Genomic DNA, 26,961 nt, shown 5'->3' on the forward strand with positions numbered 1-26,961 from the left:
TCAATGCAGAGTGATAATCTGTAATAGTCTTTATAAATCATGTTCTTATTGGTTTTATATTAGAGCTATGCCCTTTCGAATATGTCAGTATCGTGTCAGTTTGATTAAAAAACACCCGTTGCATATTGAAGCGTTCAGCCGGTAGTCAGTATAGTGTGCCCGCAAACATGACTGTATTACTATTATATATTACCCAGAGGAATGCCACTGCGATGACAGTGCGGGGCTTATTTTGCCTTTTATTCCCATCGGATAAACATCAACGGCTGGTTATATTATGAAACTCATTCCTATCACTGTACTGTTTTCTGCATTGGTTCTTGCGGGTTGTGGCGGAGGCGGTGGCTCTGATTCATCGTCTACGAACTCCACGGGCGGAAACAAGACGCCAACACCAACAACGCCGGATAACAGTGGTTCTGTAGATAGCGGTTCAGTAGATAACGGCAGTACTGATACCGGTAATACAGGTGATAACACCAATACTAACAATGGTGATGATGAGGTATTAGTTCCGGGCGAAACATTTGCCGAGAAAATGCTTTTTGCTGTTAACCAAGCGCGTAAGCAACAGCAAAATTGTGGTGGTGAAATCATGCCAGCCGTACCGGCGTTGACATGGAATACCCAGCTTGAAGATGCTGCTCAGTTGCATTCCATTGATATGGCCAATACGCAGAACATGAGCCATACAGGGAGTGACGGCAGTGATGCGGGTGAACGTATTTCTCGTACTGGCTACCAATATTCATCATGGGCAGAAAATGTTGCCTATGGTCAGGCTGACATTGATGCGGTAATGACGGCTTGGATGAATAGTCCGGGTCACTGTAAAAATATTATGAGCAGCAGCGTAACAGAGATGGGGGCAGGAATGGATATGGGGAACAACAACCGTAATTACTGGACTCAGGTATTTGCTAGACCACGCTAATGATTATAAAGGGACTCTGATGAGTCCCTTTTGTTTATATGCCCTGAAGATACTGGATCTTTAAACGAGAAAGCGTATCGAGGTCATTTTTTGAGGGCACGGTCTTTAATGAGTCTGGCTGAATCTTTTGGCCGCTTCTAGCTGGTAGGTTTGGATGTCATGTACCCATTGCGGTTTATTGATGACTTTAGCAAGTAGAATAGAGGGCATGACACAGCACAATAGCGGAATAGCGGTTTGGAAGTATGTTGTGGCGTAAGATACCTCGTTGGACAAATAATTAAACAGCCCAAGTATGCTGAAGATCACTCCGAGCATAACCATAATGCTTGAAATGACGAGGCCAAGGCCAAGAATATCTCTGACATATAATTTTGATGCGTTCATAATTCGATGTTCCAACAAGATTAATTGTCTGAAATATACGCCTTAATATTGAACTTTAAGTGACTCATATCACATATGAACAGGGTTGACTCGATAACTGGCGTTTTATTGATACAAGGCAAAATTGTATCAATTACAAGCATTAATGGATAATAGCGGGCATTAATTATGCTTTTAGTGCCCATTGAAACGCACGGTGAAGCACTTGTTTACCATTGGTTGGGATGTTCTTCCCATGAGCAAGGATAATTCGGTCGAAGGGCCAGGTTAGAATTTCCTGCAATGATTGTCGTAATCGTGTCTTGTTATGGAAGGTGATACGCCAGTACAGAGGCATTGATGGTTGGTAGTAGCAACCGTTCAGTACACCTAGTAATAGGGTCAGTGGGTGGCGGCTTTGGTGAAACCAAGCAAGGGTGTCGCCAACTATTAGGGTCTCCGAAATGGGATCACAAAAGATAACCTCTTCCATCCGGTCGCTCCCGCGAAGCAACGTTTGAAAAAGCTGATTGCGCCATTGGGGAGGGCAGTGGCTGCCGAGTGCATCGTCGAATGCGAGATCGGTGCGCTTTTGCTGAAGGCCGGGTGGGGCATAGAAATAGGCGTTGGGGTAGGCAAGCCACCATTCTGACAAGAATAGATGATGGTTCATATTCGGGCTGACAATGGCCGAAACTTTCCCTAGTTTGGTCAGCTCAAGTTGTATTTGGGTGGTAAGCTCAATGGGTGAATGGATCAACAATTGTTCGTTGTCGAGCTTTATCACAGTCATGCGTGTACCGACAGGAATGCCGCTCATTGTGAGCGGCATATCTTGGTACCAAAGGCGATCTTTGCACCATTCAATCATAGGTTATCCTTAACCTGATGGGCTCTTTCCTAGAATCCCATGAGTTTCAACAATTTTTCTGCTGTTTCAATGGCCTGTTGTCGGTTTGCAATATTAAGCTTCTGATATAAATTTCGGATATGGGTTTTGATGGTTGTTGAAGCCACATCCAACTCCGAGGCAATTTGCTCGTTGCTGTAACCGGTATAGATTAAACCAAGGACTTGCCATTCTCGCTGGGTAAGCGGACTGGTACGGATAAGCTCTGGTATATCCGGCAGGTTCAGCAGTTTCTCGACAAAACTCTCATCAAAGTGCACCGAGCGATTACGCTCCTTGCTCGTCATTTCCCTGAGTAGCTGACGGGCGCGGTGAAGTTCAAATTCATTAAGTGCTTTCGAGTCAACGAGCTCTTGCAGCAAATCGCAAATTTGGCTGCCGTCACACAGGAAGATGCCAATCATACCTGTACTGTTGGTTAGCGAGATTGCTTCTTTGAGCTGCGCTAGGGAACGTTCACGTTGTCCTTGCAACTTGCTCAAGATTGCTTGTATCACAAGGTTGCGATTTTTATCTGTGATCAGATTATGTTTCTTGCAACTTTCTTCAAGCATCGCAAATATTTTTTCTGCGCGTTCAAACTCTCCGAGATTGACACAGGCCCGGCCGATATTGCGCCATTGTAGTTGCTGAAAGTGGTTGCAGGCTCCGTCAGGTTGCTCGGCTTTTACTAGCCAGTTACGGATACTTTCCATGTTGTCGGTAAGTTGCCAGTAAAGCAGGTTGGCTAGATCGGTGTTGGCTCGCCAGTCGATATGATAGCAGGAACGATCCATCATGCTGTTACAGAGGTCAAGGTAACGAGCGGCCTTGTCTTGTTCGCCCCGGGTAATGGCGATGCGTGCCAGCATGGCATAGGCATGAAGCGATTTGGTTTCGTCGTAGGGCGCAAGTACTTCAAGACTTTTGTGGGCGGCTTCTTCCGCTTCATCCAAGCGGTTCCAGCACCATAGGATCTGTGCCCGTAAACGAAGGAGAAATTCATGGAGCGGCACTTGCTGGAGGTGCTGTTCGCGTACCAGTTTGAAGGCTTGGTCCAATAGTTCAAAAGCAGCTTGGGCATAGCCCTGTGCCAATAGAATTTCTGATTGTTGCAACAACGCCCATAGCGCCTGATGATAGACGTGGTATTGGCGTGCCATTTTTTCGGTCTGCTGCATCATTGGTAGGGCTCGGCTTAGATTGCCGAGGCAGTGGTGCACTTCTCCGACGACCGAGGTAGCGACAATGCGGCTGCGGTAGGTTGTTGACGGTAATTGCCCTAGCGCCTGCTCAGAAAGGGTCAGCGCTAGCTCCGGTTTGCTTTGGTTAATAGCGACTTGGGCTCGAAGTGCATTGAATTCACCAAGAATCGCATCATCCAGCGTTATATTACGCTTTTGTAACTCGGCTTCAGATTCGGTGATCATATCACCGACATCGTTATAGCGGTGCTGACTCTGTACGAGCCACATTCTCAATAGGCACAGGCGCGGGTTAGTGTAGAGTTCATCGTGACTGATGGCAGAGATGGCATCTTCGAGTAACTTCATTTCGCCGTGGTGGAACATTTCCCAGCCATAGTCGCAAAGAATATCGATGACGAGTAACGTATCTTCGCATTTTCGGGCATGAAGCAGTGCTTGCTGCGGTGAATTTTGTTTGAGCCAGGCTCGGGCTGCTTGGGCGTGTAGCTCCGCGCGCTGCTGTGGAATTTGGGCGTAGCGCTGGTGGCGGAGGAATTCGGCAAATAGGTTATGGAAGCGATACCAATTATTGTCGCCTTCAAGGGTATTGAGGAACAGGCCGAAGCGGTTTAAGGATTCCAGCATCGCCAATGCATCGCTACGGCCAGTAAGATCACTGACGAGCTGTGCATTGAACATATCCAGTACCGAGCAATGCAGTAAAAACTGCTGAGTCTCGTGATCGAGCTGATCGAACACTTCTTCGGCAAGATAGTCCCAGAGGTGGCCACGGTTGAAGCTGGCCATCGATTCAGCCGATGCCACAAGGTTGTTCGGGTTCTGCTGGGCATGGAGGGCGATGAGCTGCAAGGCGGATGGCCAACCTTCTACTTGGCGGTGCAGGGTACGAAGTACGGTTTCTTCGATATTGTCGCCGATTCGTTTGCTAAAGAAGCGTTCGGTTTCTTCCTCGTCAAAGGCCAGCAAATCGTTGTCGACCTCAATAAGGAGATCACGAATGCGCAGGTTGGCGGTTCCCAGCGGAGGCAGCGTTCGGCTGGTGACGACGAGGGTAAGGTTATCCGGCATGTTCTTGAGGAAGAAGCGGAGGCCATCGTGGATTTCGTCATTATGGATAACATGATAGTCGTCCAACACCAGATAAGTTTGTTCGCGGTAGTCGCTCAGTTCTCCGAATAACTCACTGAAGAGGGTGCTCAAGCAGGCAAATTGGCGGCGCTCGGCCATGGCTTGGGTACGTTGACAGCTGTTGTTAGTCGCTTTGTTGATTGCTTGCATAAGGTAATTGGCAAAGCGAAATGCATCGTTGTCGTTTTCATCTATGTTGAACCAACCGGTATGCGGGTGTTCATTAAGCCATTGGGCGGCCATGGTTGTCTTGCCAAAACCGGCTGGGGAGCGAAAAAGCACAAGGTGATAGAACGGTGCTTGCTCCAGCGTTTTTAACAAACGCGGGCGAAGAATGGCATTGTGAAGGCGAGCCGGTCGGGTCAGTTTAGAAGGTATCCACATAGTCTTAGCTATCTTACCTGTAAGGTTTCAGTTCCATTGTGCCCTACTACCTCAGGGATGAGTGTAGGAAAATCGTCATATACCCAAGCTACATCTAACGCGTTGTTTCCGTAAGAGTATATCTGTCTCTCATCAGGGCTCGGATTTGCAGACATAGCGATTCACTGCCGTTTGAATCCTATACCTTGAGGTAGCTTGGGTATATGACTAAGAGCGGAGAATATCTTGCATGAAAAGAATCTCACAACTTTTGATCTGGCCCATAACTTTACATTGGGCTTGAGTTAATTCAGCAAATCTCCGCATCTCACCCTTAGATTTATGAACTAAATCACACTTATTGGATCTTTCTAAAATAAATACTCACTCCATTGCACATAGAAATATACTCATTTTATATGCAGTGATTTGCATTTAAATGGTGATGATTTGCCTTCTACCCCCTGAAAACTTGCAGGTTGTCACAGAAAGTGAGGGGGTCTGGTAACTACGCCCCTGATACTCATCCCTCATCCTCCTTTTTCCGGGAGGATGTTTCGGATGATTAATGAAGGCAACATTAAACACAATTGGAAATCATCCTAGAGCGAGATTGAGCCATGTCTAAAAATGGTCAGACACAACAATTTGACAAGGCCGCTTTTCAAGCTGCCGTTGAGAAGCACCTTACGACAACCTATGCCGCAACAGTAGAGAATGCCACACCACGTAATTGGTATATGGCAATGGGCAAAGCACTGGCTGAAATCAGCACCGGCAATCTACTGGCGACCGAACAGCAATTGGCGTCAGAGAAAGCACGCAGTGTGAACTACCTGTCGTTAGAATTTTTGATTGGCCGCCTGACAGGCAACAACCTGATCAGCATGGGCTTGTATGAAGATGTGGCTGCGGCCATGGAAGAGTTGGGCCAGAACCTGACTGACTTGCTAGAAGAAGAGCGAGACCCTGCTTTGGGTAATGGTGGCCTGGGCCGTCTTGCTGCTTGTTTTATGGATTCGTTGGCTGCGCAGGAGTACCCTGCTGTAGGTTACGGTCTGCACTACGAGTACGGTCTTTTCCGTCAGTCATTTGTAGATGGTCGCCAAGTAGAAGCGCCAGATGCGTGGCGTGGTATTGAAGGCTACCCGTGGGAGGTCGTTCGTCCTGAACTGACTCAGCATGTAAGCCTTTACGGCCACGTTGAAGCCTATGTTGATGATGCGGGCAATAACTGCCGCCGTTGGGTTCCGGGTATGACCGTTGAAGGTATTGCGTGGGATTTGCCAATTGTCGGCTACGGCAACAACAGCGTTTACCCGCTGCGTCTTTGGGAGTGCCGTTCTTCTGCGCCGTTCAACCTGTCACGATTCAACGATGGTGACTATGTGGGTGCGCAATACCCAGCTTTGGAAGCGGGCAACGTAACCAAAGTGCTTTATCCAAATGACAATCACGATCAAGGCAAGGCACTGCGTCTGATGCAGCAGTATTTCCACTGCGCGTGTTCAGTTGCCGATATTCTTCGCCGCCACCTTGCGGCAGGCAACAAGATTGAAGATCTTGCAGCGCTGGAAACTATTCAGCTGAACGATACTCACCCAACGATTGCTATTCCTGAACTGATGCGTGTGCTTATCGATGATTTTAAGATGAGCTGGGATCAGGCTTGGGAAATCTGTTCGCACACGTTCGCGTACACCAACCATACTTTGTTGCCAGAAGCACTGGAAACATGGAGTGAGGCATTGATTCAGCAGATGTTGCCTCGCCATATGGAGATCATCTTCGAGATTAACCACCGCTTTATGTTGCAGGTTGAAAAAACATGGCCGGGTAACAATGAAGTGAAGCGTAAGCTGTCCATTATTCAGGAAGGCCCACAGCGAATGGTGCGGATGGCAAACCTTTGTGTGGTAAGTACATACGCGGTTAATGGTGTAGCAGCATTGCACTCAGAGCTTGTTAAGCGTGACTTGTTCCCTGAATTCAATGAGCTGTTCCCTGGACGTTTGACCAACGTGACCAACGGTGTGACACCGCGTCGCTGGATTAAGTACTGTAACCCAGGGTTGTCGGCACTAATCAGTGAGAAAGTTGGCGACGATTGGCCTGCACACCTTGAGAAGATCGCGGGCCTAGAGAAATTTGCTGATGACGAAGCGTTCCAGCAGCGCTATATGGCGGTTAAAAAAGAGAACAAACAGCGTTTGGCTGATTGGATCAATGAAAACATGGGTATCGAACTAGATACTAATGCGATTTTTGATATCCAAATTAAACGACTTCATGAATACAAGCGTCAGCATTTGAATTTGCTGCATATTCTGTCGCTATATCACCGTCTTCTGAATGATCCGACGTTCGATATGCATCCTCGCGTGTTTATCTTTGGTGCCAAAGCGGCTCCAGGCTATGCGCTGGCGAAAGATATTATTTTTGCCATCAATAAAGTGGCAGAAAAAGTAAACAACGATGAGCGCCTTGGCGGCAAGTTGAAGGTGGTATTTATCCCTGACTACCGTGTTAGCCTTGCGGAAATTCTATTCCCAGCGGCAGATGTCTCTGAGCAAATTTCAACCGCAGGCAAGGAAGCATCGGGTACCGGCAACATGAAGTTTGCGATGAACGGTGCACTGACCATCGGTACGATGGATGGCGCTAACGTTGAAATGCGCGAAGAAGTTGGCGATGACAACATTTTCATCTTCGGCTTGCTGGTGGACGAAGTACAAAAATTGAAGAACGAGGGTTATGACCCTTACCGTTATTACCATGCTGATAGCTTACTGCGTGCAGCTCTGGAGTTATTGAATACTGATGAATTCACACCAGGCCATCCTGGCCAGCTAGCGGCGATTCGCCAAAACTTGCTGGATGGTGGAGACCCATACCTGGTACTGGCTGACTTTGCCGATTACGTGAAGACTCACGAAGAAATCGATGCACAATACCGTGATCAGAAAACATGGGCCCGCAAGGCTATTTTGAACACGGCATTGATGAGCAAGTTCAGCTCAGACCGTAGTATTCGAGACTACGCCAATAACATCTGGAAACTTGAGCCAGTAAAACGCTAAACCACACTGTGGCAACAGTGTCTGAATTGATATCAGCAAAACCCTAACATCGTAGCGGCCGAAAGGCCGCTAACGGAGAGAACGATGAAAGACAATCAAGTACTAAAACAAGTTGCTGACCAAGTTGGTATTGCCGATAGCTATATCAGCGCTTGGGGAGATGAAGCGCGCGTCGATAACGAAACAATCGTTCGTTTGCTGGCGTCGCTAGGCTACGACACAAGTTCGGATGAAGCACTGCTGGAGTCTGCGAACAAGCATCTGCGCCCAGATGTTATGGCGCCGGTGAAGGTGATCCGCAGTGGCGAGCCTATGCATATTGAAATGCATCTGGGCCAGAGTGCTCGGATTAGCGATTTCAGCTGGCGTTTGGAAACCGAACAAGGTGACGTGCTGGAAGGCTGGTTGCAGTCTCAGTTGGTACAAGATGACCGTGCTGAAGGCGGGCTGTTGGTGTTTGCCCTGCCTGATAATCTGGCTTGGGGCTACCATAAACTGGAAGTGTACCGTAAGCGCCGTAAATCTCCGTTTGAAATGACCTTGATTGTCACTCCAACCTCTTGTTACAAGCAAGAAGCCTTGCTTAACGATAAGAAACTCTGGGGTACCAGTGTTCAGCTGTATTCAATTCGCACTAACCATAACTGGGGTATCGGTGATTTCGGCGATCTGAAACAGCTCGTTGCTGATGTTGCTGCCCGTGGTGGTGACTTTGTTGGCCTAAACCCGATTCACTCTCTATTTCCAGCGAACCCAGAAGGTGCGAGCCCATACAGCCCGTCTTCACGTCGCTGGCTGAACCTGATGTACATTGACGTGAGCTCGGTAAGTGAGTTTGCCCAATGTGATGAAGCACAACAATTAGTGGGAAGCGCTGAGTTCCAGAAGCGTTTGAACGCTGCTCGTGATGCCAATTGGGTAAATTACAGTGAGGTTTCTTGCCTGAAAATGGCGGTGTTGCCTTTGTTGTTCGCAACATTCCGTGAGCGCCATCTCGACAAGAATACGGCTCGTGCGCAGCAGTTTTTGGCATTTGTCGAAAAAGGCGGTGAGAGCCTGTTGCACCAAGCGGCATTCGATGCGCTTCATGCCGAGTTGAAGAAAGACGACGAGTCAACGTGGGGCTGGCCGGTATTCCCTGAGCAGTATCGTCACTTTGATAACCCTGCGGTTCAGAGCTTTATTAAAACGCATAACGAGCAAGTACAGCTATACATGTACCTGCAGTGGCTTGCTGATACCCAGTTGGCTGAAGTTAATGAATTGGCTCAGGAAAAGGGCATGGTTATCGGTCTGTACCGTGACTTGGCGGTAGGGGTTTGTGACTCCGGCTCTGAGACATGGGCGGATCACGGTGCACTTTGCCAAGATGTCAGCATTGGTGCGCCACCAGATATCCTTGGTCCTCTAGGCCAGAACTGGGGCCTTCCACCGCTTAACCCTGAGGTGCTACAACAGCGTGCCTACCAGCCGTATGTCGATCTATTGCGCGCCAATATGCGTAGCTGTGGTGCATTGCGTATTGACCATGTACTTGGTTTGCTGCGTCTTTGGTGGATCCCTAAAGGCGAGAACGCAACCAAAGGTGCATACATGTATTATCCGGTAGAAGACATGATGGCCATTTTGGCACTAGAGAGCCATCGCTACCAGTGTACGGTTATCGGTGAAGACTTGGGTACGGTACCGGATGAAATTGTAGACAAGCTGGCAACAGCAGGTATCCACTCGTATAAAGTTTTCTTCTTCGAGACAGCAGAAGATGGTGGCTTCTATTCGCCTTCGCATTACACCCAACAGTCAATGGCTGCTTTGTGTACTCATGATATGCCTACCTTGCGTGGTTTCTGGCACTGTGATGATTTGAAAATGGGCGAGGAGTTGGGCTTGTATCCCAATAAGGAACAGCTACAGGGCTTGTTTGATTCCCGTGCGGAAAGCAAACAAAAAATCCTTGATAGTTTGGCATGGCATGGTTATCTTCCTGAAGGTGTTGGGCATAATGCTGCATATGTACCTATGGACAGGAACCTTAGTGAATCGATGCAACTTCATCTGGCATCGGGCGCAAGTGCATTGCTGAGTTTGCAGCTTGAAGATTGGCTAGAAATGGATAAGCCGGTCAATATCCCTGGTACGGTTGATGAATATCCGAACTGGCGCCGTAAGCTATCGGCTTCTTTGGATGATATTTTCACCCGCCAGAACATTGTTGATTTGACTCGTCGCCTGACAGAAACACGAGAAAAAGCATCACACAATCAGTAATCAGGAGTAATGCGTTGGACACATTGAACGTGACACGCAGTGAGAAGGAATACGTGCAGCTCGAAAGGGCTGCATTTTCAGACCCATTTTCATTTTTAGGCCCACAGTACAACTCTCTAGATATCGCTTTGCGCGTATTTTTGCCGGGGGCAGAAAGCGTTGCGGTGCTGACTGGTAGCGGCGAGCGCCTGTCTCTGGAACGAGAAGGTGACAGCGGATTTGTACTGCATGGCGAGCGTGATTTTACCTCAGAGCTTTATCAATTAGTTATCTGCTGGCCGGAAGGTGAGCAGACTTTGTATGATCCCTATCAGTTCCACCGTTTGATCCCATCCTATTCTGTTGTGCAGGCGCCTGATCAAATGCATAGCGAGATGGGGGCTCAGCTAATCACTCTGAACCGAGCTGGGAAACCCGTATCGGGGGTACGCTTTTTGGTGTTTGCACCGAATGCTTCTGCAGTGAGCGTGGTGGGTGACTTCAATGGCTGGGACGGCCGCCGCCATCCGCTGCAGCGGCTGGACGATGGCCTTTGGGGACTGTTTGTTCCTGACTTGGAAGCCGATACCCGCTATAAGTTCGAGATTAAGGACAGTGCAGGCAATAGCCTGCCGCACAAGGCCGATCCATGGGGTTACCATTCTGAGCAATACCCATCTTTTGCTTCCAAGGTGTACGACCAGTCCAAGTATCAGTGGCATGATGGTGCGTGGCAGGGACGAGAGGTTACACCGAAGCATCAGCAACCGTTGTCTTTCTATGAATTGCATGCGGGCTCTTGGCGAACCAATGAGCAAGGCGAGTTCCTGAATTATCGCGAGCTTGCAGAGGTGTTGATCCCGTATTTGACGGAGATGGGTTATACCCATGTTGAGCTAATGCCGGTATCAGAGCACCCGTTTTATGGCTCATGGGGTTATCAGCCGATTGGCCTGTTTGCGCCAACTAGCCGTTACGGTACACCGGACGATTTCAAGTATTTTGTCGATCAATGCCATCAGGCCAATATCGGGGTTGTACTTGATTGGGTGCCAGCACATTTCCCGTCAGACGGGCATGGCTTGGCGAATTTCGATGGTACGGCACTGTTTAATGATCCTGACCCACGCCGTGGTTGGCATCAAGATTGGCAAAGCTACATTTATGACTACGGACGCGATCACGTTCGTCGTTTCCTTGTTGCCAACGCCTTGTTTTGGTTTGAGCACTACCATATTGATGGTCTGCGGGTCGATGCGGTCGCATCCATGCTCTACTTGGATTATTCGCGTGAGCATGATCAGTGGATCCCTAACCACGAAGGCGGTAACGTTAATTTCGATGCTGTTAGTTTGTTACGTTGGGTGAACGAGGAAGTTTATCGCCTCTACCCGAATGCGATGACTATTGCTGAAGAGTCGACGGCTTTTCCGGGAGTGACCAAGCCAACTAGCATGGGCGGATTGGGGTTTGGCTTTAAGTGGAATATGGGGTGGATGCACGATAGCCTCTCTTATATCAAAGAAGAGCCAGTGCACCGTAAATACCACCATAATACCGTGACCTTCCCGATGGTCTATGCCTTTAGCGAGAATTATGTACTGTCACTGTCTCATGACGAGGTGGTGTATGGAAAAGGATCGCTGCTCAACAAGATGCCGGGTGATGAATGGCAGCAGACGGCTAACTTACGCGCCTATATGGGATACATGTATGGCCAGCCAGGGAAGAAATTGAACTTTATGGGGGCAGAGATCGCCCAAAGTGCGGAATGGGCGCATGAAGGGCAGCTGGAGTGGCATTGGCTTCAGTATCCACGCCATAATGGTATGCAGGCGCTGGTTCGAGATTTGAACCATCTCTACACATCATTACCAGCCCTGTATGAGCAAGATTGTGATCCTGCCGGTTTTGAGTGGCGGATGCAGGATGATGCCGATAACAGTATTCTGGCTCATGAGCGATTCGCACTCAATGGTGACAAGGTACTGGTGGTAACTAACTTTACACCTGTGCCGCGATCAGGTTACAGATTGGGCGTGCCTGTTCCCGGCTGTTATGAATTGGTTCTGAATACTGACGATAGTAAGTATTGGGGGAGCAACGCGACAGTTTGCCTGACTTTGCCAACAGAAGAAGTAGAGAGCCACGGTTTGCCACAGTCAATTGCAATTGATTTGCCACCGTTGGCGACTGTTTTCTATCGTTTTGCCGGCTAATAGCCAGAAAATAAATATGAAAAGCCCGCGATATAATGCGGGCTTTTTTTATGACGGTCTCTGCAGAAAAGGATGTGGGGGAATATGATGTGCGAGATCTCTTACAAGTCGGTAGGAATATGGCGGTTTAATCATGGTGGAATAGCCATTAATTGAAATTAAAATCGTATTTTTTCAATGGCTTAACTTGGTGTTATATATGGTGGGATTATTGTGGTTGAAAAATGTGATCTTTGTCGATTGCCGAAAAATGTCAATCCTTTAATCTTACCCTTATCAGATGGAGCTGATGAATTGGAATAGAACAGCAGCCAAGGAGTGAGGCACCCTCAGGAAGAGGTCGGTAAATCAGGATGATTTGTCGAGCAGGGAGTGTAAAGGGAACATCGGATGGATCCGATAAAGTAAGTAGGATACTTGCTGGTAAGGATGACATATAGGGATCGCTTCAGGATGAGGCAACGGACACCTCCAGGATGGAGATGGGAGTCGTAACGGGATGTTGCGACGGGTCAAGGCGAGACCAATGGACTTATCCAGGACGGATATGCAAAGGAAGACGCTGAAGGACGCAGCTTGATCACGGAATGATGCAGGGAGCACCATAGTAGCGGGAATGCTGCATTAAAGACCAAGGGCGCGACGAAAGTCGCGCCCGTTCTTTTTTTGTATTCAACCCCTCACTCAGCCAACGATCATTTTTCTCCTTTTCTCCTTTTCTCCTTTTCTCCTTTTCTCTTGTTCTCCTTTTCGTATTAAGAGGTCGGATGTAGGTTGGTCTGAGCTTGTATAGAGTGGCGAAAAAAAGGCGGTATACCATAGGTATACCGCCTTTTTGTGTATCTAGTGGGTGATTTAGTGAGCCACGGCAGCCGGTTTGGTTTTCAAGCTGACAAGTAGCATATAAAGCGACGTAGCAAGTAGGATTCCGAAGAAGTAAGCCATAAGGCCTTGTTCTTGTCCCATGTAGAAATCAGCAGCAACAGGGCCCAAGGCTGATCCCACACTGTAGCAAAACAGCATGACTTGCGTTGCCGAAACAATGGACTGTGAGGGGATACCGTCACAGGCCAGGGTGATTGCGATAGGGTAGAGTGCAAATGCAGACATACCTAAGAGTGCCAGCGCAACAATTTGAGTCACGTAGCTTTGATCGACTAAGTACAAGCCCATCGCAAACACGCCTAGTAAGCACATGAGTGCCAGCAGGACAGTTTTTGACATGCGGCAGGAAAGTTTACCGACGATGGGTTGAATAACCATACCACCAAGTACTGTTGCGGCCATGAGCACACTGATTTTATCGTTACCACTGACTTCAGCTTTAAGGGCCAGAGGTAATAGCCCATAAATTGAGCCCATAACAATCCCTGAGACGATACAGCCAACAAAAGCAGGTTTGCTCAAGCCTAGGATTTGGCGCAGCGAGAGGCTGATGTGCTGTTCCACATTGGGCTTTGCACCTTTGGCGGCAATGGCTGGCAACATAGCAGCTAGCAATAGCCCAAGAACAACGGCAAAGGGGATCATTCCAGCTGTACCGAAAATACCAATGCCGAACTGCCCCAAGGTTGTGCCACCGTAAAGCGACGTCATGTATAGGCCAAGGTTTTTAGCGCGTTCTTCTTTGCTGTCACCAATCAGTAGCCATGACTCGATGACGACAAAAATCCCCGCGACCGCAATACCTGCGATAAAACGGCTGCCTAGCCATAGGTTGAGATCACCATTGACTGACATTAGCAAGACTGTTGCTGCAAGCAAGGTCAAAAAGGTCACAAAGGCCATGCGGTGACCGATGCGCTTAATCACCGGCTCAATCATCAAGGAGCCGATTAGTAAACCGATATAATAGGCACTTGCAAGCCAACTGGCTGCTTGTGTTGGCAGATTGTTATGGCCCAGTGCCAATGGCAAAAGGCTCATTAAATAGCCGGACGCAATTGCAAAAATGCTAAGTCCAGTAACCGGCACCCAGATACTAGAGCGCGCAGGGGTTGTAGCGACTTGATTCACTACCCAATCTCCAACAGAAATGTTTTTTAAGAATAAAGACGCGGCAGAAGAGCGCGCCCGCATAGGCAATAGCCGTATCCCAAACTATGGTGAGTTTGCTTGATAGCGAGAAGTACCAATATTTGGGGTGGAAAAATTGCATCGGCAAGCAGGATGAGAACCTGCCCGAAATGGGAATATGAGGCCAAAATCACAGTAGGTAAAATGAGAAAATTTTATGCGACAGAAAAGGTTAATTTATCTTTCTCTGGTGAGACAGAAATACCTTATGAAGGCTAAACAAATCTCGAGGCATTTACCAATGGTGGTTGATTTTATATTGCTGATATTAATTGATTTTTATGGCCTTTTTGATGTTCCTTATGTTTTGTGATGGTGATCATGTTTCGTGGGCTAAATGAAAAAAAACACAATTAAAGTGAGGTTGTTGTTCGTCATGATAAAAATAATTTTCCATTTGCGTAAAAAACAATCGCTTTGGTCTGATTTTAAAGGGCAGCACGCGCTGCTATTGTGCAAATATTCACCAACTTAGGGCGTGTGTAGTGGTATTTGCATCATTTCTTTAAAGTATCAATTGCTTATAACTGGTACATGTTATGCATTAGCCTATGAGGATACAGAAGGAGTGATGCCTAGATATGAGTTTGTGATGCGGTAAGAAAGAAAAAGCGGTTTGGTTCAGCGCTACACCTTGCTTGAATTCTGGAGTCAATCTTCAGTAGCGGGAAGATTGACTCTAGCATTCACAGTAGCAGGTGTAGTGCTTTTTTTTGCAGTATTAGTTAGTTATTCGTGCAAATCGGGATAGGTAGCGACCATCTCGAGAGAAGAAGATGATCTCTTCGGCAATTTCGTTTTGATTTCGTTTAATCCGGATCATATTGTCAATGCCATGGGCGACAACTCGGTTTTTATTTTCGATTGTTAATGGAATAGAAAATTGGTTCACTTTTGCCTGCAACACGTTATCTTGGAAAACGATCTGTAGCGGTATCCCATTACTGTCAAGGTAGTTTCCAACCACTTCTATTCTATGTTGCCAGCCATTTTTATCTTCTTTCGGTAGCTTCAATTTATGGTTTGGCGTTTTGTCTTTCATAATACGGACAATATCAGCAGCAAGCATTTCCAAGTTTGTGTTGAAAACGTTGCTCATTGCGATATAAACCGTATTTGTTTTGGGATGCTGCATTAGTAGCGCTTTGTAGCCATCGATCTTACCCTGATTGACGTAGTAAAACTCACCTTCGATCTCCTGCATGGTGAGACCTAGTTTTTGTTCATACATCATTTGCAGTGTATCGTGGCTTATGATTTGACCTCGACTGAGTGCTTGGTTCCACAGATAGAGATCGCGGGCGGTGGTTATTAGCTCTCCTGCGGAACCTGCACAGCCAACAGGGGTAATCTGTGCATCAATTAAGCCTGAGAGCTCGTAGGATTTCGCAAGTTGGACAGAAAGGGTTAGTTTTAGACTTGAGTCTTTAAGCCCGGCTGGTCGTATGATTTCTTTGGTTACATAGTCGCTATAGTTTTGCCGTGTGACTTTCTCAATAATCCCACCAAGTAAGTAGTAATTGGCGTGACTATAGTTGTACATCAGGCTCGGTGTGTAAACTTTTGAGTTTGCAACAATCTCATTGATGATGCTGTTTGATCGGCAACTTGATTTGTATTCACGCCAGTCAGTATCACGGTAAAGGCCAGATGTGTGATCCAGCAGCATTTTGATGGTGATATCACGGCCTTTATTTAGTTGTGGATAATATTTGGAAACGGGATCATTCAGATCAAGTTTCTTTTCTTCATAGAGTTTCAGGATAGCAACGGCTGTGAACTGCTTGGTGATTGATCCAACTTTAAATTGGTTTTGCGGATTTAACTCGCGCTTGTGCTTGACGTCGGCAAAACCAAAAGATTCTTCATATAAAATATTGCTGTCTTTCGCAATTAATACGTTGCCATTAAACCAACCGTATTGACGCTGGTGATTGAAATAGTCGTCAAGGTTAGTTTGTAGAGAATCGCTCGCCCATGTAGGCGTTGTGGTGCTGGCGAGAAGAGCAACAAGGCCCGCTATGGTTGTGCGTTTGAGTTTGATCATAAAGTTCAATGTGAGAATTCATTTTCCATATATATAGCAACAAAATTACCACTGGTTTCGCAACGACATAGTGTTAGATCGCAACTTGCGGGTAGTTGTGTTTAATTACTCGAGTCACTTAATGTTTTTTATAATATGCAATTACGGTTGCAATAATAAGTGAGAGGCGGTGCGGTTATCATTCGTTATCTTATTGTTATAAAATAATTTATTGATTTATCGGTTGGTAAGACGGTGGGTGAGGGCATAGATCTATTTTGTCTCTGGGATGAGGTTCTGAATCTATAGATCAATGGTAGGAAAAACGCCGAACAGAGGGTGTCCGGCGTTTTGTTGGTTTAACTCAGGTTATCTTCCCACTGAACAAGTTTATCTTTAGGCCAATGGGAACCTATATCGTGATATTTTTTCTCAAGCACGTGTCGTTTGATTTTCAATGTTGGAGTTAGAATGCCATTTTCGACACTCCAAGGATCCTCAATCATTAAGACCCCTTTGATTTTTGCGTGTGATTCGAGTTCCTTATTGATGGTGTCGATAACGCGTTTAGCGGTTTTCTCGTATCGCTCACGGTCAAAGTTTTGGAATTGGTGAGGAATCGCCAGCAAAATGGGGGCAGGTAGGCCCGAGCCGATGACACACATTAACTCAATATTGGCGAGCTCAAAAATACGTTTCTCAATAGGAACCGGCGATACGAATTTGCCTTTGGCTGTTTTGAATGTGTCGTTGATACGGCCTTGAATGGTCAGATAGCCTTCATCGTCAATAGAACCGATATCTCCAGTATGAAGCCATCCGTCACTGTCGAACATTTTCGCCGTGGCTTCTTCATTCTTGTAGTAACCAGAAAAGAGCCCCATGCCTCGGACAAGGATTTCTTCGTTGTCGGAAACCTTCACTTCTATGCCGGGCCCAGCATTACCAACAGTACCGATTTTATCGCTGCGGAATGGGTGATTGAGTGTGCTGTAAGCAAAAGACTCGGTCATCCCCCATGCTTCGGTGATCTTGAGACCGACATTCTCGTACCAGCGTAGTAAAGCCGGTGAGATAGGCGCTGAACCACAGCCAAGTACCCTTGCTTTGTTTAAGCCAAGCCCATCTGCCAATTTGCGTTTAATAACACCTGAGACAAACGGGATTTTGAGCAGGATATTGAGTTTTCCTTGGGGGAGTTTTTCAAGGATGCGCTGTTGGAACAGAGTCCATAGGCGAGGTACGGAAATAAACAGGGTTGGACGATGCATTTTGACATCATCAATAAAGGTATCGAGTGATTCTGGAAAGGCGACTTGCATTCCTGCGATAACAGAAGAGCCAAAGATATAGACTCGCTCTGTGATGTGGGCCAGAGGCAAATAGGAAAATAGGCGTTCACCGTCTTGCATACCGATGTGATCAACAAGGCGTTGAACTGACCATGAAAACGCGCCGTAACTCAGCATAGCCCCCTTGGGAAGGCCAGATGTACCGGATGTGTAGACGATAGACATAATGTCATTCGGCTGGTGGTTTGGACGTTCCTCACTTGGCTTATATTTGGCGATAAACTCGTTAAAGCCGTACTGGCATTTTGGTGCAGAAGGGTAATCAAAATTGACAGTAAAGAGGTCTGGCATGCCAGCCAGAACGGTATTGATGGCTTTACTGTCGTCAAGTTTACCAATAAGCAGGGCTTTGGATTCACTGTGAGTAAGACAATGCTCAACGGTTTCAGGGCCAGCGGTTGGGAAGATTGGCACGCTGATGTAACTGCCGAGCATTAATGCAAGATCGGTGATGAACCATTCGGCACAGTTTTTTGACATCAGCGCAATACGATCCCCTGGCTGGAAACCTTGGGCGCGGAGAGCACTGACGAGTCGCAGAGCTTTGTCTGCTACCTCGGCATAGGTGAAGTCGACAAATTGACGATTGATGATTTGGCGAAGGTAGACTTCGTTACTGCGTTCTTTTGCCCATTTCAAAATACAATCAGTCGGCAGTTGTTGAGTCATAAGGGAATCCTTAATGCGATCCGTTTGCAAAGGTAGAGTCATACAGCGATCCTTCCATGTTATCGTTTTGTTAAAATAATAGCTTTTGCACTGATTGGTCAAGCAGATTTATGACTGAATGTGCATAATCACTTTGTAATTACAGCAAAAAAAGCAATGGTCATACCTGTCAGTAACTAAGGTAGAACAAAATTTAAACAACTGCGTAGATTTCGTGTTTGTAACGTTTTAGTGCGGTGGATAACGATGTGTAACTGTTGCGAAATTCACCCATGGGATCGAATGAAGGGATTTATTGCGAGATTTGTCCTCATGTTTTGCATGGATGTGGATTTTATGTAAGATTATGCCTTGATAAAAAAGTGTTTTTGATAATAATTATCTAACAGGACGATATCCTGTATTTTGGTAGTGGTGGTGCAAATTTAGGCAGCTTGCCGTATTTGTGTATTACGAAATGAGAGCTAATTTGTCATCTTGTCTGTAAGAGCGTAACCTGCAGGCAGATACAATGAATAAGATAATAGAGTCAATTTTTTATGCCGAAGCGTAGTAAAGAAGATACCGAAATTACCATTCAGACAATCATGGATGCCGTGGTCGACCAAATTCTGACGTTGGGCTACGATAAGATGTCTTACACGACGTTGAGTAAGCAGACGGGGATTTCACGAACAGGGATCAGCCATCACTTTCCTAAGAAACAGGACTTTGCTAACGCGTTAGATGGTCGAATTTTCCGCCTGTTTGTCGAGCGTCTAGACCTAGATAATGGACTGAATACATTCAGTGAAAGCTGGATTGCCGCGTTGGATGATGAAAAATTTCGTGCAACGCTGCGACTGTTATTCCACCATATTGCATCAGCTGAAACGACCAGTGATTTTGCCAAGCGTGGTATAGAGCGGTTGTATGAACTGTGTGAAGAGCGTTTTGGTTCTGAAAGCCAAAAAGAATTAGAATGGCTTCTTGGTAAATCATTGATTAGCCTTGTTAAATAAAAATCTCTTGCAATATGTGTTCTTAATAATGCTTGTGTTTTCGTACCAGAAAGAAGGGCATGCTCTGTGTTGAAATATATCGTAATCGCTTTGGTTGGTCTTGGTGTTTATATCGGCATGACTTATAAGGATGATATTGAGGACTTGATGGATTCTCGTTCATTAGAAGAGGTCCATGATGTGTTCGAAGATATGTCAGACAAAGCGTCGGATAGCGCAGATTCGCTTTCTGAGGCCGCTGATAAGTTGAGTTCTAAGTTTGAAGAGCTAACAAACTGATTGTTAGTCATTGTACCAGATAAAAAAGCACCCACAGGGTGCTTTTTTTGTCACGAAGCCAAAGAGGTTATCGTTTAGTTTGGCATTAGTTTGCATTGTGGGTGCGGTGTGCTGGTATTGGGCAGTTTGGCTATTTCGGCTTTTAGATCATCGATACGTGTATCATGTGATGGGTGAGTTGATAGCAATTCTGGTGGCTGTTGGCCGCCTGAGGCTTTGGCCATATTTTTCCAAAGAGTAATGCTTTCTTGTGGATTGAAGCCTGCTTGTGCCATCAGACGCAGTCCCATAATGTCCGACTCAGATTCTTGGGCTCGGCCGTAGGGCATCAAAACCCCGTATTGGACACCTAGTCCCAGTCCTGCCATAGCGGCATCATGGTATTGTGTACCGCTGATGGCGATGCTCGATATTTGCATGCCGACATTGGCCAATTGGCTTCTTGATAGCCTTTCGTTGCTGTGTTGCGCGAGAACATGGGCAATTTCGTGGCCAATCACGGTTGCCAGCTGATCTTGGTTGTTTGCGACGTTGAGTAGGCCAGTGTAAACACCGATTTTTCCACCAGGAAGGGCGAAGGCATTAATTTGCTTGCTGTCAAAAACGACGACTTCCCACTGTCCTGGTGTTTGAGGGCCGGAAAGGGTTGCGGTGAGCGCATCAGTGACACATTGTACGTAGTGCTGGGTCGCTTTATTCGTGCTGATTTTTTCTTTTTCTTTTAATTGCTCGAATGATTGAGCGCCAAGCTGTGACATATCTTGTTCTGAATACAGCAACATTTGCTGGCGTCCAGTTGGAGAGCTGCTGCAGGCGGTTAGCGTCAATGCTAATGCACCGCAGAGGGATGCGCTGATTAGGGGAAACTTACATCGCATTATTGCGTCCTTTCATGGTTGGTACTTGTTCTTGCTATCATACAGCAAAGCGTTGATTGGAGCAGTTTAGCTATACAATTTGGCTCGTATATTTGATGAAAATTCTTGAGGATCTCTATCGTAATGAGTATTTGGAAAAAAGCGTTTACTTTGGCTTCGCTTAATCAGACATCGAAGAATACGCTGGTTGAGCATCTGGGCATTGAATATACCGCGTTTGATGAAAATAGCCTGACGGCAGTAATGCCAGTGGAACCTCGGACTCACCAGCCCCTTGGTATGCTACACGGAGGTGCATCGGTGGTGCTGGCTGAAACGCTGGGTTCTATTGCGGCAAACATGTGTGTAGATATGGATAAGTATTGTGTTGGCCTTGATATTAATGCCAACCATATTCGGGCTATGCGCAGTGGTCACGTGATCGGTAGAACAATGCCTCTTCACTTGGGAGCGACGACCCAAGTCTGGCAAATTGAAATCACCGATGAGCGAGGACGCTTGGTGTGTACCAGTCGCTTAACAATGGCTGTAATGAAGCATAAGAAGAAAGAACTATGACAATCGTATTTTCACAAGGGCGAATTATTGCCAACCAACATGAAATTGTTATTCGACTCGATGGTTCGTCTCGGGTGACATTGCAGGCATCGGTTGATGATTGTCGTTTGATAGGCAAGGGAGCGAATGTGGTGACTGCTGTCGGTTCTGGGATCAATTGGTCAGTGAAACTTGATGATGAAAATCAATTGCAGCAGCTTGCGGCAGATGTGGGGATGGCAATTGATGGCTAATCTCCCCCTTATGAGCTAGTTTGGGGATAAAAAGCGCCGGTGAAGGCGCTTTTTTTGTATCCGTATCACAGGGTTGAGAGTAAAGCTAGGTCATAAAATGGTTAAAAAGCGGGAAAAATTAGGCTCATTATAAGGTTTACAGTAGCCATGAGGTCGGTGAAAAGGGTATGGTATAGCAAGAGTAAAGTACAGATTAATTCTAATAAAATCACAGGCTTGCATTATTCCGCTAAGGGATAATATACCTTGATAATATTGTGGTGAGAGGCGCCGATGCACAAAGAAAGATTAAAGCAGATTGCAGAGTTTGCTTATAAAACGATTTTTCGGCAAGCAGCCACGTTGAGCAAGATAGAACAGACTTTCTATGGCTGGGTGGTATTTCTAGGTTCAGGAAAATCCCGGGTTGTGGTTAAATTTTCCCGTGAAGTAGGGCGATTGGTGTTAGAGCTCGATGGATTGCAGCGCTTACGTAAGAGCGTGTCGTGCAAGGTTCCTGAAGTATTATTTTTTGGCCGTGAGGATGGGCATGATTACCTGATGCTGGAGTGGGTTGATGGCATGCCGGCTCACAAACTTCCAGCAACCCCGATGGCTATATCGGCCTTCAGAGATAGTTATGTAGATGTTTTGCTAGAAATGCATGAGCATAGCGCAGAAGGATATGAGATCCCTAAGCAAGGCTTTACGGATTCATTCGACTCTGCATTTGAGCATTGGATGTCGCCGGTTTACCGTTATGTAATGAGTGAGTATTCCCCTTTTACGCCGCATTTGCGTGAAATATATGGCCAGTTGTGGGAGTCTCGTGCTGACATTTTGTCTGAACTAAAAGGGGCTCCATCCTTGATTCATGACGATTGCCATATTGGCAATGTGTTATTTGATCCAAAGACATTCAAGGTCTCTGCTGTGCTAGACCCTTGTGATGTCGGGTTTCGTCACCGGGAAATGGATCTTTTTCATTTGTATGATGTTCGCCCAGAACTGGGTTTGGTCGAGCATTATTGTAAGCATGTAACCTTGGATGACGGCTTCGAGTTGCGGCGCTGGTTTTTCAGTTTGTGGGACGATGCAAAGCATAGTCGTAATATGGGCTGGTTTGACGCGCAATGGCTTGAAGGAAAGGTGGCAAAGATGCATCAATACCGCCCTTTTAGTCAGTGATGTCCATATGATTATGTATTTGGGCTAGTATGGGTATAAACGGTTGTAAATACATAAGGATATTGAGGGGGCCTTGCGATGAGAATAACGTTGCTATTAGCGGGAGTGGTATTGCTGGGAGGTTGTGCCCAGCAATCGGCCCAAAAGACAGACTCCCTGCCTGATGTGAATGAACCCGTACAGCCGGAGGTTGTTGTTAAACAACCTCCTGTTGATCCCCCAGCTGTAGAACCTGTGCCTGAACTCAAGCCTGAGCCGAAACCCGAACCCAAGTCGGAAGCAAAACCTAAGCCGCAACCTATCGTTACTAAAACTCAGGATGGTAAATTAATTCTAGGGCGTGAGGAATGGGTTGTTTTAGCGTCAACCAAAAAGCCAGTCAAGGCGACGGTGGATAATAGTCGTTCGTTGTCGTCTATTGGGGTTGCTGATGTACAACCTTTTGAGCGTGATGGAAAAGACTGGGTTAAGTTCAAAGCGGCAGGGCAAAACCTTGAGCTTCCCGTTGAAAGATGGAGCAAGGAAAAAGGCAGTGACGAACGCCAACCTGTGGTTAAGTTGAGAGCACGTCTTGGGGATCTCAATGAACTAACAGAGTTTGCCCTGACGGCCGGGAAAGGTATTGTTCTAGGCGTTAATTTTATCCGCGACGTGGCTGTGTTTGATAGTAACCGGCGTTATGTACAGCCTAAAATAAAGTAGTATCCAGTGGGCTGTTTACATGACGATAAACAGCCCTTTATATCAATGGGTCATATCGTTATTCGTGTTCAGCCATAATTTCATAGCTGGTGAATTTACGAATATTGATGACTCCTGTGTCAAAGATCAGATATTGGCCCTTAATACCCAAGAGAGTGCCTTCGACGACAGGATCTTTATCAAAATTGTGCGAGCTAATCTTTGTCGGGTAGTTATCTACCGGATAGTGAATATCGACAACGGATTCATCTAGCCGCTCAATGGCGTCATTGCCAAACTCTTCGATAAGTTGTGCAAGCCTGGTTTCGATTTGTGGCATCAGGCTATTAGCCTCGTGTTTTAAATCGAGTGGTGTTGCACTTCCTTTCAGCATCGCCCGCCAGTTGGTTTTATCTGCGACTAATTCGGCAAGAGCAATTTCCACCAGGCCAGATAGCTGGCGAGTTTTTACCTTGAGAATAGGTAATGCCTGTGTGGCACCTTGGTCAATCCAGCGAGTAGGGAGCTGGGTGTGACGGGTGATACCGACTTTGAGGCCCGAGGTGTTAGAGAGGTACACATAGTGCGGTACCATGCAGTTGTTATCTCCCCATTCTGGTTCTCGGCAGGTGCCTTTGGCATAGTGGCATGTTTCTGGTTTCATAATGCACATATCACAGCGTGCTAGTTTTTTCATGCACGGGAAACAGTGCCCTTGCGAATAACTTTTCTTGGTTTTCTTACCGCATGCATCACAATATATGTTGCCAGTAAAGGTGAGTCGGAGGTGTTTGCCGATGAGTGGGTTTAGAGATAGTTCCTGCTCACCTACAGGCAGGGCGTAGTTAACGACATCGCTTAATGACGAGGTCATCTTACGGAGAGTTCCTTGCATGACTTTGCTCTATATTGTTTTAGGTATTGATATATCTTAACAGCCTTGGGCTGCACCTGCCCACGGTTAAGAGGTGGTTGAGTAAAAAGCCCATTAAACAATGGGCTTTGTCGTATCGAGGTTAGCGGTTCTCTAGACGGTTATAATCTAGCAATCCAGCCTCAATCGGAAAGTTCTGCTGGTATAGCTGGTTTAGCTTGTCGCTGAATGACCAAAAATCAGGGTCTGTGCGTCGAACAGCATAGCGATCCATAAATTTGGTATAGTCGGCCTCGGTATATACCATTTTGATCTCGCGGGCCAGAGCAGGTAAGTCGCCTTCGTCAACCAACCAGAATGCCCCGGGGTAACTACCAAGGATGCCTTTTACTAATGTGACATTATCTTGGTCGTAGAGCCTGTTAGCCTCTTCGCTAAACAGGCTCGAGATATTTTTGTGGGCACTGTTCCGAACCAAGGTAAACAGCTGGGGAGCCGATGCTGGGTTGCTTGGCATGACCATGATGTAGCTAAGTTCCGGGAACAGCGTCGCTTGCCTGCCTTTTAGTTGGTCGATGTTATTCAGTGCATTGATGGCGTTGTTACCAAGCTCAGCCTGACGGTAGTCATAACGCGTGGAATTAACCGGTTTCAGTTTCTGTTCCAGCATCTCGAAGAGTTCTTGCTTAGGGTGTCCGGTAGTAAATTGGATGCCCGTCGGCTGGTCAAACGCATTGATGTCACCTTGTAGAAATTGAGTCAGGTGTTGATCTGCACCAAGATACCAGTCGGCCAGCTCGCTACGACGCGTGCTCGATGGCAGCAAAGACAGGAAGTTTGATTCGCCTTCCATTCGCAGGAAGTCCATATACATACGGGTGACAAGCTGGTGACCGAAGTTGCCGTACACATCGAAGCCTGCAACCAGAAGATAGTGGATGCGCTCAAGGAGTGAGTAATCGAGGATCCAAGCTGTTTTGGGTGGTTTGCCGACTAGCCCTTTGGTTACCGTTGCACTGTCGAAATGGCGTAGGACGGTCAATGTCGCATTATCGTTGTAGCCATCACCATCCCAGACAAGGTCGGTTGTCAGGTGCTCACCGTTTTTGAATGTGTCAGCCATGAAAGCATTTTTGGCTCGTAGGAATCGACCTTGCTGCTTGGCATAGCTCATCCAATGGGTGAGCGGCAGGGTATTGCTCTCATGTTCGGCTGGCATTCTCAGGTTCTTGGCCTGATCTTGATAAAATGCGTCGACGCGCGGCGTATCGGCCATTGCTGGGTCAACAAAGAAAACCCAAAAACGGTCGTTGATGACATTAAGAGCCAGTTGACCTCGGCATACCGGCCCTTTGATAAAGCCCATAATTGTATTTTGTGCATTGTCGATCATAAAGCGATAGCGACTATCTACCGGCAATTGACGGAATGCTTCCATCGGGTTGGCAGCGAGTTCCGGTTCATATCCCGGAAGGGCTGCAACGGTATAGCTTGGCTTGAAGAAGAGTGTCTCGATCCGGGCCATTTTGGTCGGATTGAGGGCGTAAGGCATATGGGTCTTGTCGACAATTGTCTCGCGTACTTGCTGGAAGCGGTAATACACCCGCTCGACACCGGGATCATCGAAAGGACGCCGGGTCGCGATAATATCAATAGGTTTTCCTGGTGCCGTACGTGAACGAACCAGATTGAAAAAGACCGGAGTCTCCTCGTCGCTGAAATAAAGGTGAGCGACAAAGAGGTGCTCGTAAATGTAGCGGCTGACAAGCTGCTGTTTGAAACTGTCTCCATTGAGGAATTTTTCCCACTTGGACACTTTCGCCTGCGTTGATAGGGATGGTGGGGCAACGGCAGCCATCGGGGAGCCAGCACTGAGCCAATCCATCAATACCTTATTATCGGCATCACTGATTTTCGGCAGGCCGTATGGCATTCCCCACTGCGGGTAGTCATGTTCGTACTGGGCCATTTCTTCAATGGTCGGGCACTGTTGATTGCGATCAAGCGAAAAATCCCACTCATCGGCCGTGAGTACGGTTTGTTCAGGGAGAGGATGCGCCTGTTTTAGTTGCAGCATGCGTGCCATAACACCGGCTTGGGTGTTGGCCTCGGGAGACTGCTCGCGTTCATTGAGTACGGCATTGAATCCCTTGTCACGCCATTGTGCCGTTGATTGGGCATCAATGAACATTCGGGTGGTATTTGCCGCAATCAGGCGAGTGCCTTCGTACACTTTTTCTTTGTTGCTTCCTCGATCAATCCCTTCCGCTGAAGACAGTTTTAACTGGCAGGGGGCATCGTAGCAGGCATGGCAGACGACGCAGCGGTTCTCGATAATGGGTTTGACTTCAGTGAGGTAGTTGTTGGCCTGAAGCGTGTTTGCCGGGGCAATACGCTGCTGTGGCTCTGCTCTGCCGAATTGCTGGTCGAAATTAAAACCGGCATAGACGGCACAGCCAGAAAACAGCACGGTGAGCAATAGTATAAAAATACGCTTACAGTGTTTTATTGACATGTTTTATTCGTTATTTAAGGTAGAAAGACTAATTTGATCATGTTCAATTGTATACCGAAATGGAGAAAAATAGCTTGTATCGGTGCTGAATCTACCCGTTTTATGGGAAATGAGTCAGTAACGACTAATTATCGAAATTCAATTGGCGGTGATTCTCTTTACCCAACAGGAAAGATAAAAAAAGCCTGCCGAAGCAAGCTTTTGTTTTTGATTGAAAG

At 46.8% G+C, this 26,961-nt stretch carries 19 protein-coding genes; 10 read left to right on the forward strand and 9 right to left on the reverse strand.

The window, feature by feature from the left end; translation table 11 throughout:
• The first annotated feature begins 277 nt into the window (after positions 1 to 277).
• Positions 278 to 934 (forward strand): CAP domain-containing protein, encoded by a 657-nt coding sequence (locus tag ABT56_RS16120; RefSeq protein WP_047879908.1) that lies wholly within the window; start codon positions 278 to 280, stop codon positions 932 to 934.
• A gap of 105 nt (positions 935 to 1,039) precedes the next feature.
• Here the strand turns inward: ABT56_RS16120 and ABT56_RS16125 are convergent, their stop codons facing one another.
• The 3 genes from ABT56_RS16125 to malT all read right to left on the reverse strand — a co-directional run bounded on the left by ABT56_RS16125 (position 1,040) and on the right by malT (position 4,909).
• Positions 1,040 to 1,321 (reverse strand): hypothetical protein, encoded by a 282-nt coding sequence (locus ABT56_RS16125; RefSeq protein WP_047879909.1) that lies wholly within the window; start codon positions 1,319 to 1,321, stop codon positions 1,040 to 1,042.
• 166 nt (positions 1,322 to 1,487) lie between these two features.
• Positions 1,488 to 2,171 carry a DUF4336 domain-containing protein gene (locus ABT56_RS16130; protein WP_047879910.1) on the reverse strand — a complete coding sequence of 228 codons (684 nt, stop codon included), beginning with the start codon at positions 2,169 to 2,171 and terminating at the stop codon, positions 1,488 to 1,490.
• Between the two features lie 29 nt (positions 2,172 to 2,200).
• Positions 2,201 to 4,909, reverse strand: coding sequence for an HTH-type transcriptional regulator MalT (malT, locus tag ABT56_RS16135; RefSeq protein ID WP_047879911.1), 2,709 nt, complete (start codon positions 4,907 to 4,909; stop codon positions 2,201 to 2,203).
• A 599-nt stretch (positions 4,910 to 5,508) separates the two neighbouring features.
• Between malT and ABT56_RS16140 the strand changes: the two genes are divergently transcribed.
• The 3 genes from ABT56_RS16140 to glgB all read left to right on the forward strand — a co-directional run bounded on the left by ABT56_RS16140 (position 5,509) and on the right by glgB (position 12,434).
• Positions 5,509 to 7,968, forward strand: coding sequence for a glycogen/starch/alpha-glucan phosphorylase (locus tag ABT56_RS16140; RefSeq protein ID WP_047879912.1), 2,460 nt, complete (start codon positions 5,509 to 5,511; stop codon positions 7,966 to 7,968).
• An 84-nt stretch (positions 7,969 to 8,052) separates the two neighbouring features.
• A complete protein-coding gene (gene malQ / locus ABT56_RS16145) occupies positions 8,053 to 10,236 on the forward strand; it encodes a 4-alpha-glucanotransferase (protein WP_047879913.1) in 2,184 nt (727 codons plus the stop codon).
• A 53-nt stretch (positions 10,237 to 10,289) separates the two neighbouring features.
• On the forward strand, positions 10,290 to 12,434 hold the full coding sequence (gene glgB / locus ABT56_RS16150) for a 1,4-alpha-glucan branching protein GlgB (protein WP_047879914.1): 2,145 nt from the start codon (positions 10,290 to 10,292) through the stop codon (positions 12,432 to 12,434).
• Between the two features lie 855 nt (positions 12,435 to 13,289).
• Here the strand turns inward: glgB and ABT56_RS16155 are convergent.
• The 3 genes from ABT56_RS16155 to ABT56_RS16165 all read right to left on the reverse strand — a co-directional run bounded on the left by ABT56_RS16155 (position 13,290) and on the right by ABT56_RS16165 (position 18,557).
• Positions 13,290 to 14,450 (reverse strand): MFS transporter, encoded by a 1,161-nt coding sequence (locus tag ABT56_RS16155; protein ID WP_047879915.1) that lies wholly within the window; start codon positions 14,448 to 14,450, stop codon positions 13,290 to 13,292.
• A 781-nt stretch (positions 14,451 to 15,231) separates the two neighbouring features.
• Complete coding sequence (locus tag ABT56_RS16160; RefSeq protein ID WP_047879916.1) at positions 15,232 to 16,557, reverse strand: serine hydrolase domain-containing protein; 1,326 nt, start codon at positions 16,555 to 16,557, stop codon at positions 15,232 to 15,234.
• 338 nt (positions 16,558 to 16,895) lie between these two features.
• Positions 16,896 to 18,557, reverse strand: a complete 1,662-nt coding sequence (locus ABT56_RS16165; protein WP_240478334.1) for an AMP-binding protein — start codon at positions 18,555 to 18,557, stop codon at positions 16,896 to 16,898.
• 539 nt (positions 18,558 to 19,096) lie between these two features.
• Between ABT56_RS16165 and ABT56_RS16170 the strand changes: the two genes are divergently transcribed.
• Together ABT56_RS16170 and ABT56_RS16175 are read left to right on the forward strand one after the other, a co-directional pair.
• Positions 19,097 to 19,558 (forward strand): TetR family transcriptional regulator, encoded by a 462-nt coding sequence (locus ABT56_RS16170; protein WP_047879918.1) that lies wholly within the window; start codon positions 19,097 to 19,099, stop codon positions 19,556 to 19,558.
• Between the two features lie 66 nt (positions 19,559 to 19,624).
• Positions 19,625 to 19,837: a hypothetical protein gene (locus ABT56_RS16175; RefSeq protein WP_047879919.1), complete on the forward strand. Its 213-nt coding sequence runs from the start codon at positions 19,625 to 19,627 to the stop codon at positions 19,835 to 19,837.
• Positions 19,838 to 19,911: 74 nt separating this feature from the next.
• Here the strand turns inward: ABT56_RS16175 and ABT56_RS16180 are convergent, their stop codons facing one another.
• Positions 19,912 to 20,715, reverse strand: a complete 804-nt coding sequence (locus ABT56_RS16180; RefSeq protein WP_047879920.1) for a M48 family metallopeptidase — start codon at positions 20,713 to 20,715, stop codon at positions 19,912 to 19,914.
• Between the two features lie 123 nt (positions 20,716 to 20,838).
• On the opposite strand from ABT56_RS16180, the gene ABT56_RS16185 reads away from it, so the two are divergent.
• The 4 genes from ABT56_RS16185 to ABT56_RS16200 all read left to right on the forward strand — a co-directional run bounded on the left by ABT56_RS16185 (position 20,839) and on the right by ABT56_RS16200 (position 23,375).
• Positions 20,839 to 21,273 (forward strand): hotdog fold thioesterase, encoded by a 435-nt coding sequence (locus tag ABT56_RS16185; RefSeq protein ID WP_047879921.1) that lies wholly within the window; start codon positions 20,839 to 20,841, stop codon positions 21,271 to 21,273.
• Complete coding sequence (locus ABT56_RS16190; RefSeq protein ID WP_047879922.1) at positions 21,270 to 21,506, forward strand: DUF3389 domain-containing protein; 237 nt, start codon at positions 21,270 to 21,272, stop codon at positions 21,504 to 21,506. The genes ABT56_RS16185 and ABT56_RS16190 overlap by 4 nt, the downstream gene beginning before the upstream one ends.
• A 273-nt stretch (positions 21,507 to 21,779) precedes the next feature.
• Positions 21,780 to 22,673: a phosphotransferase gene (locus ABT56_RS16195; protein ID WP_047879923.1), complete on the forward strand. Its 894-nt coding sequence runs from the start codon at positions 21,780 to 21,782 to the stop codon at positions 22,671 to 22,673.
• 78 nt (positions 22,674 to 22,751) lie between these two features.
• The gene (locus tag ABT56_RS16200) at positions 22,752 to 23,375 is read left to right on the forward strand and encodes a putative ATP-dependent zinc protease (protein WP_047879924.1); all 624 of its coding nucleotides are present in this window, start codon (positions 22,752 to 22,754) and stop codon (positions 23,373 to 23,375) included.
• Positions 23,376 to 23,433: 58 nt separating this feature from the next.
• Here the strand turns inward: ABT56_RS16200 and ABT56_RS16205 are convergent, their stop codons facing one another.
• The gene (locus ABT56_RS16205; RefSeq protein WP_047879925.1) at positions 23,434 to 24,249 is read right to left on the reverse strand and encodes a DUF2797 domain-containing protein; all 816 of its coding nucleotides are present in this window, start codon (positions 24,247 to 24,249) and stop codon (positions 23,434 to 23,436) included.
• 121 nt (positions 24,250 to 24,370) lie between these two features.
• The gene (locus ABT56_RS16210) at positions 24,371 to 26,743 is read right to left on the reverse strand and encodes a fatty acid cis/trans isomerase (RefSeq protein ID WP_047879926.1); all 2,373 of its coding nucleotides are present in this window, start codon (positions 26,741 to 26,743) and stop codon (positions 24,371 to 24,373) included.
• Positions 26,744 to 26,961: the final 218 nt, after the last annotated feature.

It is taken from the genome of Photobacterium aquae (assembly GCF_001029445.1).
Lineage (GTDB): Bacteria > Pseudomonadota > Gammaproteobacteria > Enterobacterales > Vibrionaceae > Photobacterium > Photobacterium aquae.